Source organism: Aliidongia dinghuensis (assembly GCF_014643535.1).
Taxonomy (GTDB): Bacteria; Pseudomonadota; Alphaproteobacteria; order ATCC43930; family CGMCC-115725; genus Aliidongia; species Aliidongia dinghuensis.
Genome location: NZ_BMJQ01000001.1, coordinates 456681 through 470595, shown reverse-complemented (window position 1 = coordinate 470595; position 13915 = coordinate 456681). Strand labels below are relative to the sequence as shown.

12 protein-coding genes and 1 tRNA gene are annotated in these 13915 nt (G+C 66.0%); 4 read left to right on the top strand and 9 right to left on the bottom strand.

The window, feature by feature from the left end; translation table 11 throughout:
• Positions 1-114: 114 nt before the first annotated feature.
• From IEY58_RS02300 to IEY58_RS02275, 6 genes are all read right to left on the bottom strand, one after another.
• Positions 115-1008, bottom strand: coding sequence for a pepsin/retropepsin-like aspartic protease family protein (locus tag IEY58_RS02300; RefSeq protein WP_189041994.1), 894 nt, complete (start codon positions 1006-1008; stop codon positions 115-117).
• An 86-nt stretch (positions 1009-1094) separates the two neighbouring features.
• Positions 1095-1610 carry a gluconokinase gene (locus tag IEY58_RS02295; protein ID WP_189041992.1) on the bottom strand — a complete coding sequence of 172 codons (516 nt, stop codon included), beginning with the start codon at positions 1608-1610 and terminating at the stop codon, positions 1095-1097.
• 33 nt (positions 1611-1643) lie between these two features.
• The gene (locus tag IEY58_RS02290) at positions 1644-2096 is read right to left on the bottom strand and encodes a YaiI/YqxD family protein (RefSeq protein WP_189041990.1); all 453 of its coding nucleotides are present in this window, start codon (positions 2094-2096) and stop codon (positions 1644-1646) included.
• A 1-nt stretch (position 2097) separates the two neighbouring features.
• Complete coding sequence (locus IEY58_RS02285) at positions 2098-3348, bottom strand: MFS transporter (RefSeq protein WP_189041989.1); 1251 nt, start codon at positions 3346-3348, stop codon at positions 2098-2100.
• 375 nt (positions 3349-3723) lie between these two features.
• Entirely contained in the window at positions 3724-4566 is an 843-nt protein-coding gene (gene phhA / locus IEY58_RS02280; RefSeq protein ID WP_189041987.1) for a phenylalanine 4-monooxygenase, read from the bottom strand.
• Between the two features lie 81 nt (positions 4567-4647).
• Positions 4648-5553: an N-formylglutamate amidohydrolase gene (locus IEY58_RS02275; RefSeq protein WP_189041985.1), complete on the bottom strand. Its 906-nt coding sequence runs from the start codon at positions 5551-5553 to the stop codon at positions 4648-4650.
• A gap of 213 nt (positions 5554-5766) precedes the next feature.
• On the opposite strand from IEY58_RS02275, the gene IEY58_RS02270 reads away from it, so the two are divergent.
• Positions 5767-5841, top strand: a tRNA-Val gene (locus tag IEY58_RS02270).
• Positions 5842-6111: 270 nt separating this feature from the next.
• Here the strand turns inward: IEY58_RS02270 and IEY58_RS02265 are convergent.
• Positions 6112-7617: a Kelch repeat-containing protein gene (locus tag IEY58_RS02265; protein ID WP_189041983.1), complete on the bottom strand. Its 1506-nt coding sequence runs from the start codon at positions 7615-7617 to the stop codon at positions 6112-6114.
• An 873-nt stretch (positions 7618-8490) separates the two neighbouring features.
• Positions 8491-10080 (bottom strand): peptide ABC transporter substrate-binding protein, encoded by a 1590-nt coding sequence (locus IEY58_RS02260; RefSeq protein WP_189041981.1) that lies wholly within the window; start codon positions 10078-10080, stop codon positions 8491-8493.
• Between the two features lie 154 nt (positions 10081-10234).
• Between IEY58_RS02260 and IEY58_RS02255 the strand changes: the two genes are divergently transcribed.
• The 3 genes from IEY58_RS02255 (at position 10235) to IEY58_RS02245 (ending at position 13623) form a co-directional block, all read left to right on the top strand.
• On the top strand, positions 10235-11527 hold the full coding sequence (locus IEY58_RS02255; RefSeq protein WP_229743432.1) for an MFS transporter: 1293 nt from the start codon (positions 10235-10237) through the stop codon (positions 11525-11527).
• Between the two features lie 121 nt (positions 11528-11648).
• On the top strand, positions 11649-11903 hold the full coding sequence (locus IEY58_RS02250; protein ID WP_189041979.1) for a hypothetical protein: 255 nt from the start codon (positions 11649-11651) through the stop codon (positions 11901-11903).
• Positions 11896-13623 (top strand): ATP-binding protein, encoded by a 1728-nt coding sequence (locus IEY58_RS02245; RefSeq protein WP_189041977.1) that lies wholly within the window; start codon positions 11896-11898, stop codon positions 13621-13623. The genes IEY58_RS02250 and IEY58_RS02245 overlap by 8 nt, the downstream gene beginning before the upstream one ends.
• Here IEY58_RS02245 and IEY58_RS02240 read toward each other — a convergent pair.
• Positions 13620-13850 (bottom strand): hypothetical protein, encoded by a 231-nt coding sequence (locus tag IEY58_RS02240; protein WP_189042551.1) that lies wholly within the window; start codon positions 13848-13850, stop codon positions 13620-13622. The two genes, IEY58_RS02245 and IEY58_RS02240, sit on opposite strands and share 4 nt — an antisense overlap.
• Positions 13851-13915: the final 65 nt, after the last annotated feature.

Genomic DNA, 13915 nt, shown 5'->3' with positions numbered 1-13915 from the left:
CCGTCATCCCCGCGCAGGCGGGGATCCAGAGTGGCCGCAAAGACTTCGGCCCCTAACAGCGCATCGCTCGCCCTGGATGCCCGCCTGCGCGGGCATGACGGTTGAGAGGAGGCGTCACCCGACGGTGAAATAGACCGTCTTCGCCTCGAAATCGATGATGAAGCGCAGATGCTTCAGCACGTCGGCGCCGATCTTGATATCGGTCGGCGTTAAGAGCGCCCTGGCCTGGATATGCGCGTCCGGTCCGGAGGGCCCCCGTGCATAACGCAGGTCCGCAACCTGGACCGCCGCGTGCCGAAGCGTGATGCCACCGAATTCCAGAGTCTGCAGCGCCCCGCCAGTGTCATGGGAAATGCCCGAGGCGTCCGCGACATCATAAGAAATCGTGCTTTGCACCCGCTCCGGCGCCAGCATCGCGTGAACGTCGCGCCCGTCGACCTTGGCGTCGAGTAACATGCGGCCGATGTGATCATCGTACTTGAACGTCAAGTAGTCCGGGGCCCAGTAGACGACCTTGTCGGGGCAATGCCGCTTGTCGAACAGACGGATCACGTCATGCGCGAGATCGAATTCCGGCAAGAAATACTGCAGCATGTTGTAGCCGAGGATGATGCCGTTATAGGCCTTGCGTCCGTCATCCACCACCGCCTCCAGGCGGTCGACGCTGGCGGCGCCCAAGCGCACGGAACCAAGCATCGCAACGTCACCAAGGGCATCCTCACCAAGCCGGAACTCCCCACCGGCCTGGTTGGTGACGGGCGCATCCAACTCGTTGACCTTCGCTCGCGAAATTGTCGTAAACGGTCTTTCGAAATCGAGCGCCATCTGGACGGGCTTGCCATTGAGCGCCACCGACAGCAGCAGATGCCCGTCGCTGGAGCGCGTCAGCGGGATTTCCCCCCGGCTAACGAGCTTGCAATCCTGAGCCTGCGCCCAAGGCGTGTACGAAAAAGCACAAAGTGCCGCTACGATCACGCCGACGCGGATCGCGCAAAAGAACTTGGACAAAGAATATCCCCCGCCGACCGACAAATCGGTTGATAGCCATAGCCGGCGCGCGCTTTGGTTGCAAGGTCGGCGGGAGGATCGAACGGTTACTGCTCCAGCTGCTCCGCAATGCGCGCCACGATGACCTCGGGCCGGGGGCCGATCTCGACCGTGATCGGGTGCTCGTCCTCGGACGGCGCCTCGAGCGTCGCCAGCTGGCTGTCGAGCAGGGCCGCCGGCATGAAATGGCCCTGGCGCGCGGCCAGGCGGTTGGCGATCACTTCCTTTGAGCCCTTGAGGAAGGCGAGCCGAACATCCGGCCGGTCGCCGATCAGGATGTCGCGATAGCGACGCTTCAGCGCCGAGCAGGTGATGACGCCGGAACGGCCGGTCGTTCGCCAGGCGTCGATCTGGGCCGCGACAGCCTCGAGCCAGGGTGCCCGGTCCTCGTCGTTGAGCGGCTGGCCCGACGCCATCTTGGCAACATTCGCCGGCGGATGCAGCGCGTCCCCCTCTTCGAACTCCCAGTGCATGCGTCCGGCCAGCATGGCCGCGATGGTGGATTTGCCGCAACCGGAGACGCCCATCACGATGACGACGCGCGGGCTATTCGGGGAAGACATTGCGTTGCTCTTTTCTGGAAAAAATGGAATGCGTCAGGCTGAACGCTTGCCCGCCTGAACCAGTTGCTCGAGCGCGTCCAGGAAACGCGACCGGTCGCGGGCCGCGAGCGGCCGCTGTCCGCCGCCGGGCTCGCCCAGCTCGCGCAGATGCCGGGCGAGCTCGCGCGCGGCCAGCGCCTCGCCGATATTGTCGGGCGTGAAGCGCCGGCCGGTCGGCCCCACCGCCTGCCCGCCCGCCTTGAGGCAGCGTGCCGCCAGCGGCACGTCAGACGTAACACAGATGTCCCCCGGCCGGATCCGTTCGGCAATCCAGTCGTCGGCCGCATCCGGCCCGGCCTCGACCAGCACCAGCCGCTTCAACGGGTGCCACGGCACGCGGACGTTGCCGGCCGTGACCACATGCACGACGAGCCCGTGGCGGTCCGCCACCTTGTAGGCCTCCTCGCGCACCGGGCAGGCGTCGGCATCGAGATAGAGCTCGACCATGCTAATGCTTCTTCGCCGGCTTCTTCCCGGCCGCGACTGCTGCCGTCCCCTCCTCCGGCTCGGCCGGCGGCGGTGGCGGATCGGGGATGCCGAGATCCGGACGCAGCTGGAAGGCGGCGACGCTCGCGGCCACCAGCAGCGGCAGCCCGAGCGTCGGCCCGAGCCACCAGGCGCCCGAGAGCTGCACGAGCCTCAGCGGTCCCAGCGCCTGCGCCAGTGCCGCGCCGAGGCCGACGAACATGGTGCCGATCGCCGGATGGGCAGTGCCGATATCGAGCGGCAAGGACCAGAGCGAGGCGGTCGCCAGCGCCAGGAAGAAGAGCGTCACGCCGCTCGACAGCACGATCGTCTGGAGCTCGTGGTGCCCCGGCATGGCGAAGAGCCCGACCGCGGCGCCGAGGAAGCCGATGCCGGGCAGGAGCTGGCGCGCCGGCCGGATATTGCCGCTGTCGCGCAACACCCAGTCTGAGGCGAAGCCGCCACCGAGCACGCCGCCCGCGGCCGCGACGATAGTGACCAGCGCCAGGAGCGGCGAGCCCGTGACGTCGAGATGCCAGGTCTCGAGCTGATAGGCCGGCACCCATTGCAGCACGAGGGCGATCGCCCAGGATTGCGCGAAGGCGAGGAAAAACGGCAGCAGGAAGCGCCGAGCGTGCCCGGGCCAATAGATCGGCAGCCGTTCGGGTGGCGGCAGCCGCACCGAGCCCATCTGCAGCCAGGCGACCGACCAGACGCCGCCGAGCGCCGCCAGAACGACGAAGGCAGCGCGCCAGGATCCCGCCGCCTCGGCCGCACCCACCAATCCGCCGGCGATGAGCGGCCCCAGCCAATAGGCACCCTGCAGCAGCCCCAGCGCCGTACCGCGGTCATGCTGCGGGATCCATTGCGCGAGCAGTACGGTCGCGGCCGGCAGCAGGCCGCCCGCCGCAATGCCGAGCGCGAGACGGCTCAAGGCGAGACTGATCACATGAAACGTCGCCATGGTCGCGACCATGGCCAGCGCCGCCAGCAGACCGCAGCCGATGAGGACGCGCGACGGACCGGCCCGCTCGATCACCAGGCCCGCGAATGCCAGCGCCAGGAAAAAGCCGAAACCATAGGCGCTGAACGCGATGTCGAGTGCCGGGCTCGGCACGTGCAGCGCGTCGCGCAGCCCTTCGACCGCCGGGACGAGCGCCGCCCGGTCGAGCCCGACCAGCAGGCTGCCCAGCGTCATCAGCGCCAGGATGCGACCGCGGACCGGCAGTTTCATGAAGATTCGCAAGGAGGTGCCCGGGGCAGGAACGGCTCGTCCCCTATAAAAGGCACCGCCCGGCCGGTTGACCAGCGGAATCAACGCCTCGCTGCCATCGCCGGCACTTTCATATTGCGTTGCAAAAAACGCAATCCGCGGGAAATATCGCCGAATCTTCAGGGTTTCCGCCAGTTTTAGCGAAAATCCCCGGCCCGGCCATTCGTACGATGTTTTCGCGTATGCAAAAATCGTTGTTGATTTCGCAAAGGACCGGGGGCATATTTTGCAGTGCGGCATGAGTCGTCTTCGACGGATCTGCCGTACGTCTTCTTAGGCGTTTCCTCCCTAAACTCGGGCCGTGAGCAATCGCGGCCCGCTTTTTTTTGACCAAGCTTAGGGACGCCCTTGGCCGCGGTGCAAGACCCGGTCGCTTGGCAGCACCGTGCCCGGCACGAGGTCCGTCCGTTGGGCCAGCTCCCGGTAATAGGGCGCGAAGTCCGGCCGCGTCGCCTCGAACAGCTGCTCGAAACTGTCGATGACGAAATAGGTCTCCTGATAGTCGTCGATCCGGTACTTCGTCTGCATCACCCGCAGCAGGTCGAACGCGATCCGATTGGGCGCCGGATCGTCGAGCGAGAAGATCGATTCGCCCTTGGACGACAGGATGCCGGATCCGTAGATGCGCATGCCGGCCGGCGTCGCGATCAGGCCGAACTCGACCGTGTACCAGTAGAGCCGCGCCAGATTGTGCAGCGCGCCCAGCCGCAGCGCCTTCACGCCACCCCTGCCGTAGGCCGCCATGTAGTCGGCGAACACCGGGTTCATCAGCAACGGCACGTGGCCGTAGATGTCGTGAAAGATGTCCGGTTCCTGCAGATAGTCGAGCTGTGCCCGCGTGCGAATGAAGCAGGTCGACGGAAAGCGCCGGTTGGCCAGGTGCTCGAAGAAGATGTCGTCCGGCACCAGCCCGGGCACGGCGACGATCTGCCAGCCGGTCGCCTTCATCAGCACGTCGTTGAGACGCCGGAAGTCGGGAATGCCATGGGCCGCGACGCCGAGGCCAATCAGGCCCGCCATGAACTCGTCGCATGCGCGGCCGACGAGGATCTTTTCCTGCCGCTCGAACAAGGTGCGCCAGATCGCGTGCTCCTCGCCCGTGTAGCTCTCCCAACCCTGGTCGATCGTGAAGTCCGCACGGGTCGAGGGTTCGCGATGGGCGACGACGGCATTCGTCATGTCGCTCCTCCGATCATTGTTTCATTTGAAACCATTATCCGACGACATTGGGCGAATGTCCAACCCTTATGCCTCTGTTCGCTAGGTGAGCGCGTCGGGCTCGATCGCGGCCAGCGCCTGAAATACCGCGCCGATGTCGTCGCGCAGCGTCGCCAGGAACGGCTTCCGCGCCAGGCTGCGCTCGTCCATGTAGAGCGCGCGGTTGAGCTCGATCTGGAGCGCGTGGCGGCCCTCGTCCGGCCGGCCGTAGTGGCGGGTCGTGAAGCCGCCGGCATAGGGCGTGTTGCGCACCACCTGGTAGCCGCGGCCGCGCAGCACCCGCTCCGCGATCTCGATCACCAGTGGATGGCACGCGCTGCCCATGCGGTCGCCCAGCACCATGTCGACGCGGCGCCGGGTCCGCGTCGCGCCGGGCCCGACACCGATCGACGGCATCGAATGGGCGTCGACCAGGATGCAGCAGCCGAATTCGGCCACGGTCTCGTCAACGAGCCCGGCGAGGGCTGCGTGATACGGGTGATAACAGCTCTCGATCCGCGTCGCCGCCTCGGCGAAGCGCAGCTTGCGGCGATAGATCGCTTCGCCGTCGGCGACCAGGCGCGCGATCGTGCCGAGCCCGACCGCGACGCGCGGCGACTGGCAATTGACGAAATCGGGCAGCGCGTCCTCGAACATCTGCGGGTCGAGTTCCCACGGCTCGCGATTGCAATCGACGAAGGCGCGCGGGAACAGCGCGCACAGCAGCGGCGCGCCCAGCGACGGTGCCGCCGCACAGATCTCGTCGACGAAGCAGTCCTCCGACTTCCGGAGCGTCAGCGCGTCGAGGCGCGAGGCGGCGAGGAACTCATCCGGATAATGATCGCCGCTGTGCGGCGAGGCCACGACCAGTGCCCGCCGCGGGGCGGTCGGCGGCAGGATCTCGTAGGGCTGCACCGCCACCGGTGGGACGGCGGCGACGGCCGGGGGCGCGGGCGCGGTTCCGTGCATGCTTTCTGATGTAGCGCAAATTCGGCCGCCGCGCCAATCGGCGCCCACTGGCGGCGCCCATCCTGCGACATCGGCGCGGTCTGTCCGCCATGCGCCCCGGCCATGCGGCGTACCCATGCGCAGAGCCTCTTGCATCGACCGGGGAAACCTAGTACCTACCGCGTCCTCGGACGTGACGCGCCTTTGCGGCGTCGGCGCCCGGGCCACGAGATGGGGCGGTTAGCTCAGCGGTAGAGCATCACGTTGACATCGTGGAGGTCGCTGGTTCGATCCCAGCACCGCCCACCATCTCGAAGAGCGAAAGCCGAGAGTTTCCAAGGGGCTGGCGAACAATCGCCGGCCCCTTTCTCATTGGCGTGTTCAGCATCTTGCAGCGACGCTGCAACAAAGCTCGCGAGCCGCGGAACACCTCGGCTTTTGGTGTTTCAGTCACGTTGATCCGCGGGTCAGATTGCTGCCAAATCCGACCCGCGGAGACAGCAAGGTTCGACAGAAACCATCACTGGTAGACTGGCCGCTGTGGCCAGGCACTGGACGCGCTACAGCCTCTGATCGTTGTCAGAAAACCGTCGCAGCAACGGGCCTCGACGGGATGCCGTTCGCGACGACTTCGATCCGGCTGCTGCCCAGCTCGATATTTGAGGGAACCGTGAAATTCGTGTACACGCGGCCGGCATTCCCAACGCCGATGGAACTGGGGTTGAACGTCCGGCAATAGAAAACATGCCCCGTCGTCAGGTTGGTAATCCGCACCAACGGATAGTTTGTTGGACCCTGGTAGTCATCTCCGTAGGCACTGCCCTGGGAGCGCCCGTTGAACAGCTTGCCGTAGATCCTATAGGACTGGCCATGGGCAACCGTGAGCGGGCCCTCCTCGATGGTTGGGCGCCATGGGACTTTGGGACTGCCGGAGGGGGTGTAGATCTCAACGTCACCCGAGAAATCGGTGTAAAGCACCTGCCCGGTCGGCAGCAGGAGTAGATGGCCGACAAAGGACGGCTCGAAGGGTGCGCTTGGAGGTTCCGAGACCTGGGTCAGGCTGGTTCCGTCGAACTCAAAAAAATGGGTCGGGCTGTTGAACACACCCGGGCTCGCGGCGACGAGCACGTTGCCGTCGGGCAAGAGAGCGGCCGGACCGTCAGCGACGTCAAATTGCCCTTGCCCGGCGATGTTCGGGAAAGTCGGGCCTGGCTCCCAGCGTCCCGTGTGGCTCAGATTGCCCGGCGGACGATAAATGGCGCTGAATCCAGTGGCCCCAATGGCGAAGACGGTGCCATCGGGACGCAGCACCTGCGGCCCCATTTCGCGCGATCCGCTGCCATTGGCATTCGTATCGTCCAATTTGACGATCGTGCTGCCGGCACTGATCCACCCGCCGGAATCGGGTAAGTATCTTTCGGCGTGAGTGACGTCGCCCAAGTTGTTCGTATCGACCGTCAGCACGCTGCTATCCGGCAACAGCGTCCACCCCTCCTCATCGTTTACGTCGGCCTTGTTGCTGCCCGTCGCGCTCCAGGTCATGGTCGGGATATCGAGCAGCGCCTGCTGCGTTGTGCAGCAATTGGCCAGCATGTACAGCCCACTGGTGAGGACGACGCTTTGAGCATCTCCGATCGTCGACCAGCCCGCCGGAGGCAACACGGAGACCCAGCTATCGGTCGTCGGATCGTAAAGCGCGCCCTTGTTCGTCCAAACCGGATTACAGCCTGCCCCTGTATCGTTGTATTCGCCGCCATTGATAATGACCCGACCGTCGGGCAGCACGGCGGATGCGTAATAGAGCGGAGCGTATCCGGCCGGCAGCGAACCAAGCTCGGACCAGGTTCCGTTGACATAGCTGCCGTCGATGTCGGGGGTCAGCCGGAACCAACGGCTGCTGCAGTACTCTTGCACCATGACGGTGCCATCCGTGAGCAGGAGCGGACTGGAAGCCGCGAAGCACGGTTGCCCCGCAGCGCAAAGCTGCTGGTTCAACGGTTGCCATGTCCCTGACGTGACGGTGTCCGCCCGGGCTGCGCCCAACCCGGCGATCACGCCGAGCAGCGCAATTGCCATGATTCGCATCTGGCACCCTCCCTTATCGGAGTAAATTTAGGCAGTCAGAATTGACTGGCCCGACTGAAGATGCTTGATGAACGCAAAGGAGCGCGGCCTATTATTTAGACGCACGTCTCTTTTCCTGGGGCATCTGTGGATTGATACGCGTCTTTGCTTGGAAACGGGCGCACAAAACCGTTTCCGACACAAGGTCGAAAGACAGCATCAATTTCATTTAGAAAAATTTTACACGCCGAAGAGAGCCAAGTCCAAATATTTTTTACTTCTATTTCACTCTTCCCGCAATCACAACCCCTCAACCGAGCTGTCATATCCCGCGCAATGCCGTTTAAGAGCACTTCATTGACCAAATTTAGATTGGATTGCCGATCACATATCGTTGTCCTTATCGCCTGAAATCCAAATAATTATAAGTTTGTCGTTATGCTTTGCTCCGCTTAGAATGGAATTATCCATCGCGTTTATTCTGATTTCCGGCCGCCTTAATATCCCGACATAGCTTGTATGCCGGTGCGAGCATCTTCTCGCTATGCCCGCAGGGGCGGAGGCACTCGCCTTTGTTCGCGGCCACCGCATACCAGGGTACGTTAAGGACGCATGGTCACGACCGGAGACTGTCCAGACGGGCATCCTCCATCTCAGGCCTCTCACGCCAGTTTGCGGCTGGGACTGATCAGCCAATAGCTGACCGTAGCGGCGATGCAGACTGCCGCCTGAAAACCGATTGCAAGGCGGCCTTATCGGGTGGCGATACGGCGGAAGCCCAAGGGCCTGTTGAACATGCGTTCGCTGGCATTCCGGTTTCGGTAGAGGTGCGGACGCGAAGCCGGGGTCTGACGGGAAAACTAAACGGGCACCGGCTGCAATCGTCCGGGGCGCCTACGGCTGCGCCGGCGCAATGTGGATGTTTCGCGACTGCGGATTGTCGACGTTGTCGCGCCAGTCGCGGATGCGCGGCGTCACCAGGCGGTTCAGCACGTAGAACGAGACCGGCATCACCGGATAGTCGGCCAGCATCATGGCCTCGGCCTTGTGCAGCAGTGCGAAGCGCTGGGCCGCGTCCGGTGCCTGCTCGCCCGCCGAGACCAGCGCATCGAACGCCGGGTTGACATAGCCCGTGTCGCTGTTGGCGCCGGCGCTGCTGATGAACGGCTCGAGCAGCACGCCCGGGTCCTTGATCTCGCTCACCCGGCCGAGCGAGCCCATCTCGAAATCCCACTGCTCGACCGCGGCGACATAGACCCGCCATTCCTGGTTGGCGAGCGTCGCCTCGACGCCGAGCGCCGTCTTCCACATGCCGGCGATGGCAAGCAGCATCTTGCGCGTCTCGTCGCGGGTCGGATAGCGGACGGTGAAGCGCAGCGGATGATCGGGGCCGTAGCCCTCCTCGGCGAGCAGCGCCCGCGCCCGCGCGATCCGCGCCGGCATCGGCAGGTCGCGCCAATCGTAGGACGCGGACGCGTAGCCCGGGATCACCGGCGCCACCCAGCCGTAGGCCGGCGGCTCGCCGCGCAGGTTCACCTTGTCGACGATCGTCTCTCGGTCGATCGCGAGCGACAGCGCCTCGCGCAGCTTCGGGTGATCGGCGAACGGCCCTTTCTTCAGGTTGAAGAACAAAAACCCGACCCCCAGCGCCCGGCCTCGCCTGAGGTCGGCGCGGCCGGCGCGCGCCCAGGCTACCTTGGCCGGCGGCACGGTCGCCCAGTCCATCTCGCCCGCGAGATAGCGCTTGAGGCCGGTCTCGAGATTGTCGGTCACGAGATAGCGCACCCGATCGACCTCCGCCGGACGGTCGCTGTGGAACGCCGGATTGCGCGTCAGCACCAGCTCGCTGTTCGGGACCCAGCTCTCCAGCCGATAGGGGCCGTTGCTGATGAGGTTGCCGGGCCGCGTCCAGGCGTCACCGCTGGATTCGATCGAGTGGCGATGAAGCGGCATGCCGTAGATCGTGCTCATGTAGAGCGGCAGCGTGACTTGGCGCCGCTCGAGCCGGATCCGCAAGGTCTCGTTGTCGACGGCGTCCACGCCCAGCGCGGCGTGATCGGCAAGGCGGCCGGCATTGATCGCGGTTGCATTCACGATGCTGGCGATCGGGCCGATGTCGGCGGCACCGGTCGCGGGGGCGACCAGCCGGCGCAGCGCATAGACGAAGTCCTCGGCCACCACCGGATCGCCGTTCGACCAGCGTCCCTCGGGCCTGAGATGGAACGTATAGGTGAGCCCGTCCGCCGAAACCTCCCAGCTCGCGGCGGCACCGGGCACCAGATGCTGGTCGGCGTCGCGCCCGACCAGCGGCTCGAACAGGTCGAGGTCGATCGCGAAATCGTCGGCCGTCGTCGTCTTGTGCGGGTCGAGCGTCTCGGGCTCGGCCGCCACCGGGCGGCGGAGCACGGTCTCGGCCTCGGCGCCTGCCCTCAGCGCAAGGCCCAGCAGCAAGACGACGGCCGCGAACCAGCGCCTGGAAACCATGGAGGCCATCTCCGAACCCGCGAAGCCAAAACCACTATGAGCTGCGCGGTAATTCGTTGCCAACGGCTGGATCGAGGCCTTATTCCGGAAAGGCCGGCCGGCAAACCGGCCAACGACACATCGCATCGACAAGACATTGTTGGGGAGCAGCGCCTTGCAGCCGGACACGATCGACGAAGAGCGCCTGATCGGGCGCGTGACCTGGCGGCTCTTGCCGCTGCTCACCATCCTGTTCCTGGTCGCGTTCGTCGACCGGCAGAACGTGGGCTTCGCCAAGCTGCAGATGGTCGGTGCCCTGCACATGACCGAAATCGCCTATGGGCTCGGCTCGTCGCTGTTCTTCATCGCCTATCTGGTGTTCGAGATCCCGAGCACGCTGGCACTCTACAAATACGGTGCCCGGGTCTGGCTCGCCCGCATCATGCTGACCTGGGGCATCATCACCGTGCTCCTGGCCTTCGCGCCGTCGCAGACCGCGTTCTACATCCTGCGCCTGCTCCTCGGCATCGCCGAGGCCGGGCTCTATCCCGGCATTCTCTATTACATGACGTTGTGGTTCCCGCAGCGGCACCGGACCCGCGTCATGGGCCTGTTCACGCTCGGCAGCGCGCTTGGCAACATGCTGGGCGCCATGTTGGGCGGCCCGCTGCTCGACCTCGACGGCCTCTTCGGCTTCGCCGGCTGGCAATGGGTATTCCTCGCGACCGGCGCGCCGCCGATCCTGCTGACATTCGTCGTCCTCAAGTACCTGCCGGCGACGCCCATGGAAGCGAGCTTCCTCTCGCCGGCCGAGCGGACCTGGCTCACCCAGCGCATCGCCGCCGAGAAATCGCCCTCTGTGCATGCCGACCGGCCGCTCGCCGCCCTCTGGGATTGGCGCGTGCTGGGCTTCGCCCTCGTCTACATGCTGATGTCGACCTCGCTCTACGGCGTCAGCTACTGGCTGCCGACCGTGGTCAAGGGCTTCGGCGTGAGCGCCACCACGAACGGTCTCCTCAACATGATCCCGTGGGGCTTCTCGGCGCTGATGCTCGCCTGGCTGCCGCGCCGCTTGAGGCGCGATCGGACCATGCTGCACGCGGTCGCGGTCATCGCCATCTGCGGCATCGCCTGTTTCGTCGCCAGCACGCAGCTGCCGTCGAACTCGCTGCGTTTCGCCGCCCTCGTCCTGGGCGCGCCGTGCATCCAGCTGCTCTATCCCTGCTTCTGGTCGATTCCACCGCGCTTCTTCACCGGCGCCCGCGCCGCGGCCAGCATCGCGGCGATCAACTCGATCGGCAATCTCGGCGGCTTCTGGGGCCAGAACCTCATGCCCTATGTCGGCAATGTGACGAGGAGCACGATCCTGCCGATGCTGGTACCGGCCGCCTGCCTGACCGTGCTCGGCCTGGCCGCGCTCATCGCCGGCCGCCGGCTCGGGCCCGAGCGGACGGCGCCGGCCGCCTGATGGGGAACCTGTGACACCGCAGTATCGTTAGCGGATCGGTAGAAGAGGCGCTTAAGGTTGAATGCGGTAGCCAAGTATTGAGGCTCCGCCCTCTCCTCGGCGGTGGATTGAACAGGTTTCCATGACCGGATCCGATGAGACCCAGACGGCCGCCCTCGATCCGCGCGTGTCGAGCGGGATCCGAGGCGGCGAGGGCGTGGCCCCGATCCACGAGCTCGCCACCGGCGGCCAGGGCATCCGCATTGGCAAGCCGATGGTCTTGGTCGGGATCAAAGGGGTCGGGATCAAAGGGGCCGGGATCAAAGGGGTCGGGATCAAAGGGGTCGGGATCAAAGGGGTCGGGATCAAAGGGGCCGGGATCTACGGGAATGCCTGAAGCCTTCGGCGTCCAAGACATCGGCCCGCTTCTGGTCCTGGCACCGACCGGGGAAGACGCGATTCTTGCGGCCGAGCTGCTCGAACGCGAGGCGATCCCGTTCCGCGTGCTGGAGCACAGCCGCGAGCTTTGCACCGCAATCGACGATTCAATAGGCGCGGTGCTGGTCGCCGACGAGGCGCTGGCGAAAGCGGACCTGGCCGCGCTGCACGCGCGGCTCGAGGCACAGCCGCCCTGGTCCGACCTGCCGTTCGTCGTGCTCACCCGCAGTGACAGCGGCGCCCGCCGCCTGCTCGACGAGTTGCGGCTGCCGGACGCACTCGGCAACGTCATGTTCCTGGAGCGGCCGTTCAGCGCCCTGACGCTCATCAGCGCCGTGCGCACGGCGCTCCGCGCGCGCCGGCGCCAGCGACAGGTGCGCGACCAGATGGCCGAGCGGGCCGCGGTGACCGAGGAGCTGACCCGGAGCCAGGAGCAGCTGGAACAGCTGGTGGCGGAGCGCACCCGCTCGCTTGAACGCGCCATGGAGCAGCGCAAGCTGACCGAGGCGGCGCTCGCCCGCGCCCAGAAGATGGAAGCCGTCGGCCGGCTGACCGGCGGCATCGCCCATGATTTCAACAACCTGCTGACCGCCATGGTCGGCAGCCTCGAGCTGTTGCAGGCACGCGTGGCACATGATCCGCACGCGGCCCATCACGCCGACATCGCGGTCCAGGCCGCCGAGCGCGGCGCCAAGCTCACGGCACAGCTGCTCGCCTTCTCGCGCCAGCAGCGGCTCGACCTCCGGCCGGTTGACGTCAACGCCCTGGTACGCAACATGGACAGGCTCGTGACCCGGGCCGTCGGCTCCGGCGTCGAAGTGCGGTTCGTGCTCCGGGCCGAAGGCTCCTGGGTCGTGGCCGACTCGAACCAGCTGGAGCTCGCGATCCTCAACCTCGCGATCAACGCGCGCGACGCCATGAACAATGGCGGCATGCTGACCATCACGACCGACTGCATCGCGATCGACGATCCCGCCATCGAGACGGGTGAGGCGGTCACGATCGCGGTGGCCGATACCGGCACCGGCATGTCGCCCGAGGTCCTGGCCCACGCGTTCGAGCCGTTCTACACGACCAAAGGGCTGGGCAAGGGCACGGGCCTCGGCCTGGCGCAGGTCTATGGCATCGCACGCCAGAGCGGCGGTGACGTGCGCATCGAAAGCGAGACCGGTCACGGCACGACCGTCTGCATCGTGCTGCCGCGCGTCGAGCCGCCGCTGCGGCAGGCCGCCAACCTTCCGACGGCGGCGCGGGCCGGCGCCGAGCTGGCCGGCCGGGAAGAGCGCATGCCGCTCCTGGTCATCGACGACGATCCGGCAGTACGCGAGACCCTGGTCCAGGGCCTGGAGGCTGAGGGTTTCGCCGTGATCGAGGCCGCGGACGGCCGCACCGGCCTGGCACTGGTCGAACGCGGCGCGCCGGTGGCGCTTGCCGTGATCGATTTCGCCATGCCCGGCCTGAACGGAGCCGAGGTCGCACGCGGCATGCAACGGCTGCGCCCGGGCCTGCCGATCATCTTCGCCAGCGGCTATGCCGAGACGGCGGCGCTCGACAGCATCAGCGGGGCCATCACGCTCCGCAAGCCGTTCAAGATCGCCGATCTGACCCGGGCGATCCGTCACCTGCTCGAGGGGCCGGGTGCCCCGGCCGATCGCAGCTCCCGCCGATTGCAGCCCTAGTTGTTGCCGGTCGCGACCGGCGCACAGTTGGTGCGGCCGGACGCGACGCAGTCCTGGATGTTCGCGTTCTTGCGCAACGCCTGGGTCAGCACGAAACCCACGACGACGAGCAGCAGCACCACGACGAGGGCGGCCACCGGCCCGCGGTTGCTGCCCGACAGCTCATGTTCGGGCGGCTCATGTTCGGGCGGCTCATGTTCCGACGGTTCGTCTCGGGTTGGCTCCATGGCCCTTCATCGTCGATCGGATCGGCGGCGGCAAGCCCTACCCTCGGGATGCCGCCCGCCGGTTT

Excerpts from the sequence above, each read along its gene's own strand:
- IEY58_RS02295 (WP_189041992.1), bottom strand. The coding sequence starts at position 1,610 with ATGTCTTCCCCGAATAGCCCGCGCGTCGTCATCGTGATGGGCGTCTCC.
- IEY58_RS02290 (WP_189041990.1), bottom strand. The coding sequence starts at position 2,096 with ATGGTCGAGCTCTATCTCGATGCCGACGCCTGCCCGGTGCGCGAGGAG.
- IEY58_RS02285 (WP_189041989.1), bottom strand. The coding sequence starts at position 3,348 with ATGAAACTGCCGGTCCGCGGTCGCATCCTGGCGCTGATGACGCTGGGC.
- phhA (WP_189041987.1), bottom strand. The coding sequence starts at position 4,566 with ATGACGAATGCCGTCGTCGCCCATCGCGAACCCTCGACCCGTGCGGAC.
- IEY58_RS02275 (WP_189041985.1), bottom strand. The coding sequence starts at position 5,553 with ATGCACGGAACCGCGCCCGCGCCCCCGGCCGTCGCCGCCGTCCCACCG.
- IEY58_RS02265 (WP_189041983.1), bottom strand. The coding sequence starts at position 7,617 with ATGCGAATCATGGCAATTGCGCTGCTCGGCGTGATCGCCGGGTTGGGC.
- IEY58_RS02260 (WP_189041981.1), bottom strand. The coding sequence starts at position 10,080 with ATGGTTTCCAGGCGCTGGTTCGCGGCCGTCGTCTTGCTGCTGGGCCTT.
- IEY58_RS02250 (WP_189041979.1), top strand. The coding sequence starts at position 11,649 with ATGACCGGATCCGATGAGACCCAGACGGCCGCCCTCGATCCGCGCGTG.
- IEY58_RS02245 (WP_189041977.1), top strand. The coding sequence starts at position 11,896 with ATGCCTGAAGCCTTCGGCGTCCAAGACATCGGCCCGCTTCTGGTCCTG.
- IEY58_RS02240 (WP_189042551.1), bottom strand. The coding sequence starts at position 13,850 with ATGGAGCCAACCCGAGACGAACCGTCGGAACATGAGCCGCCCGAACAT.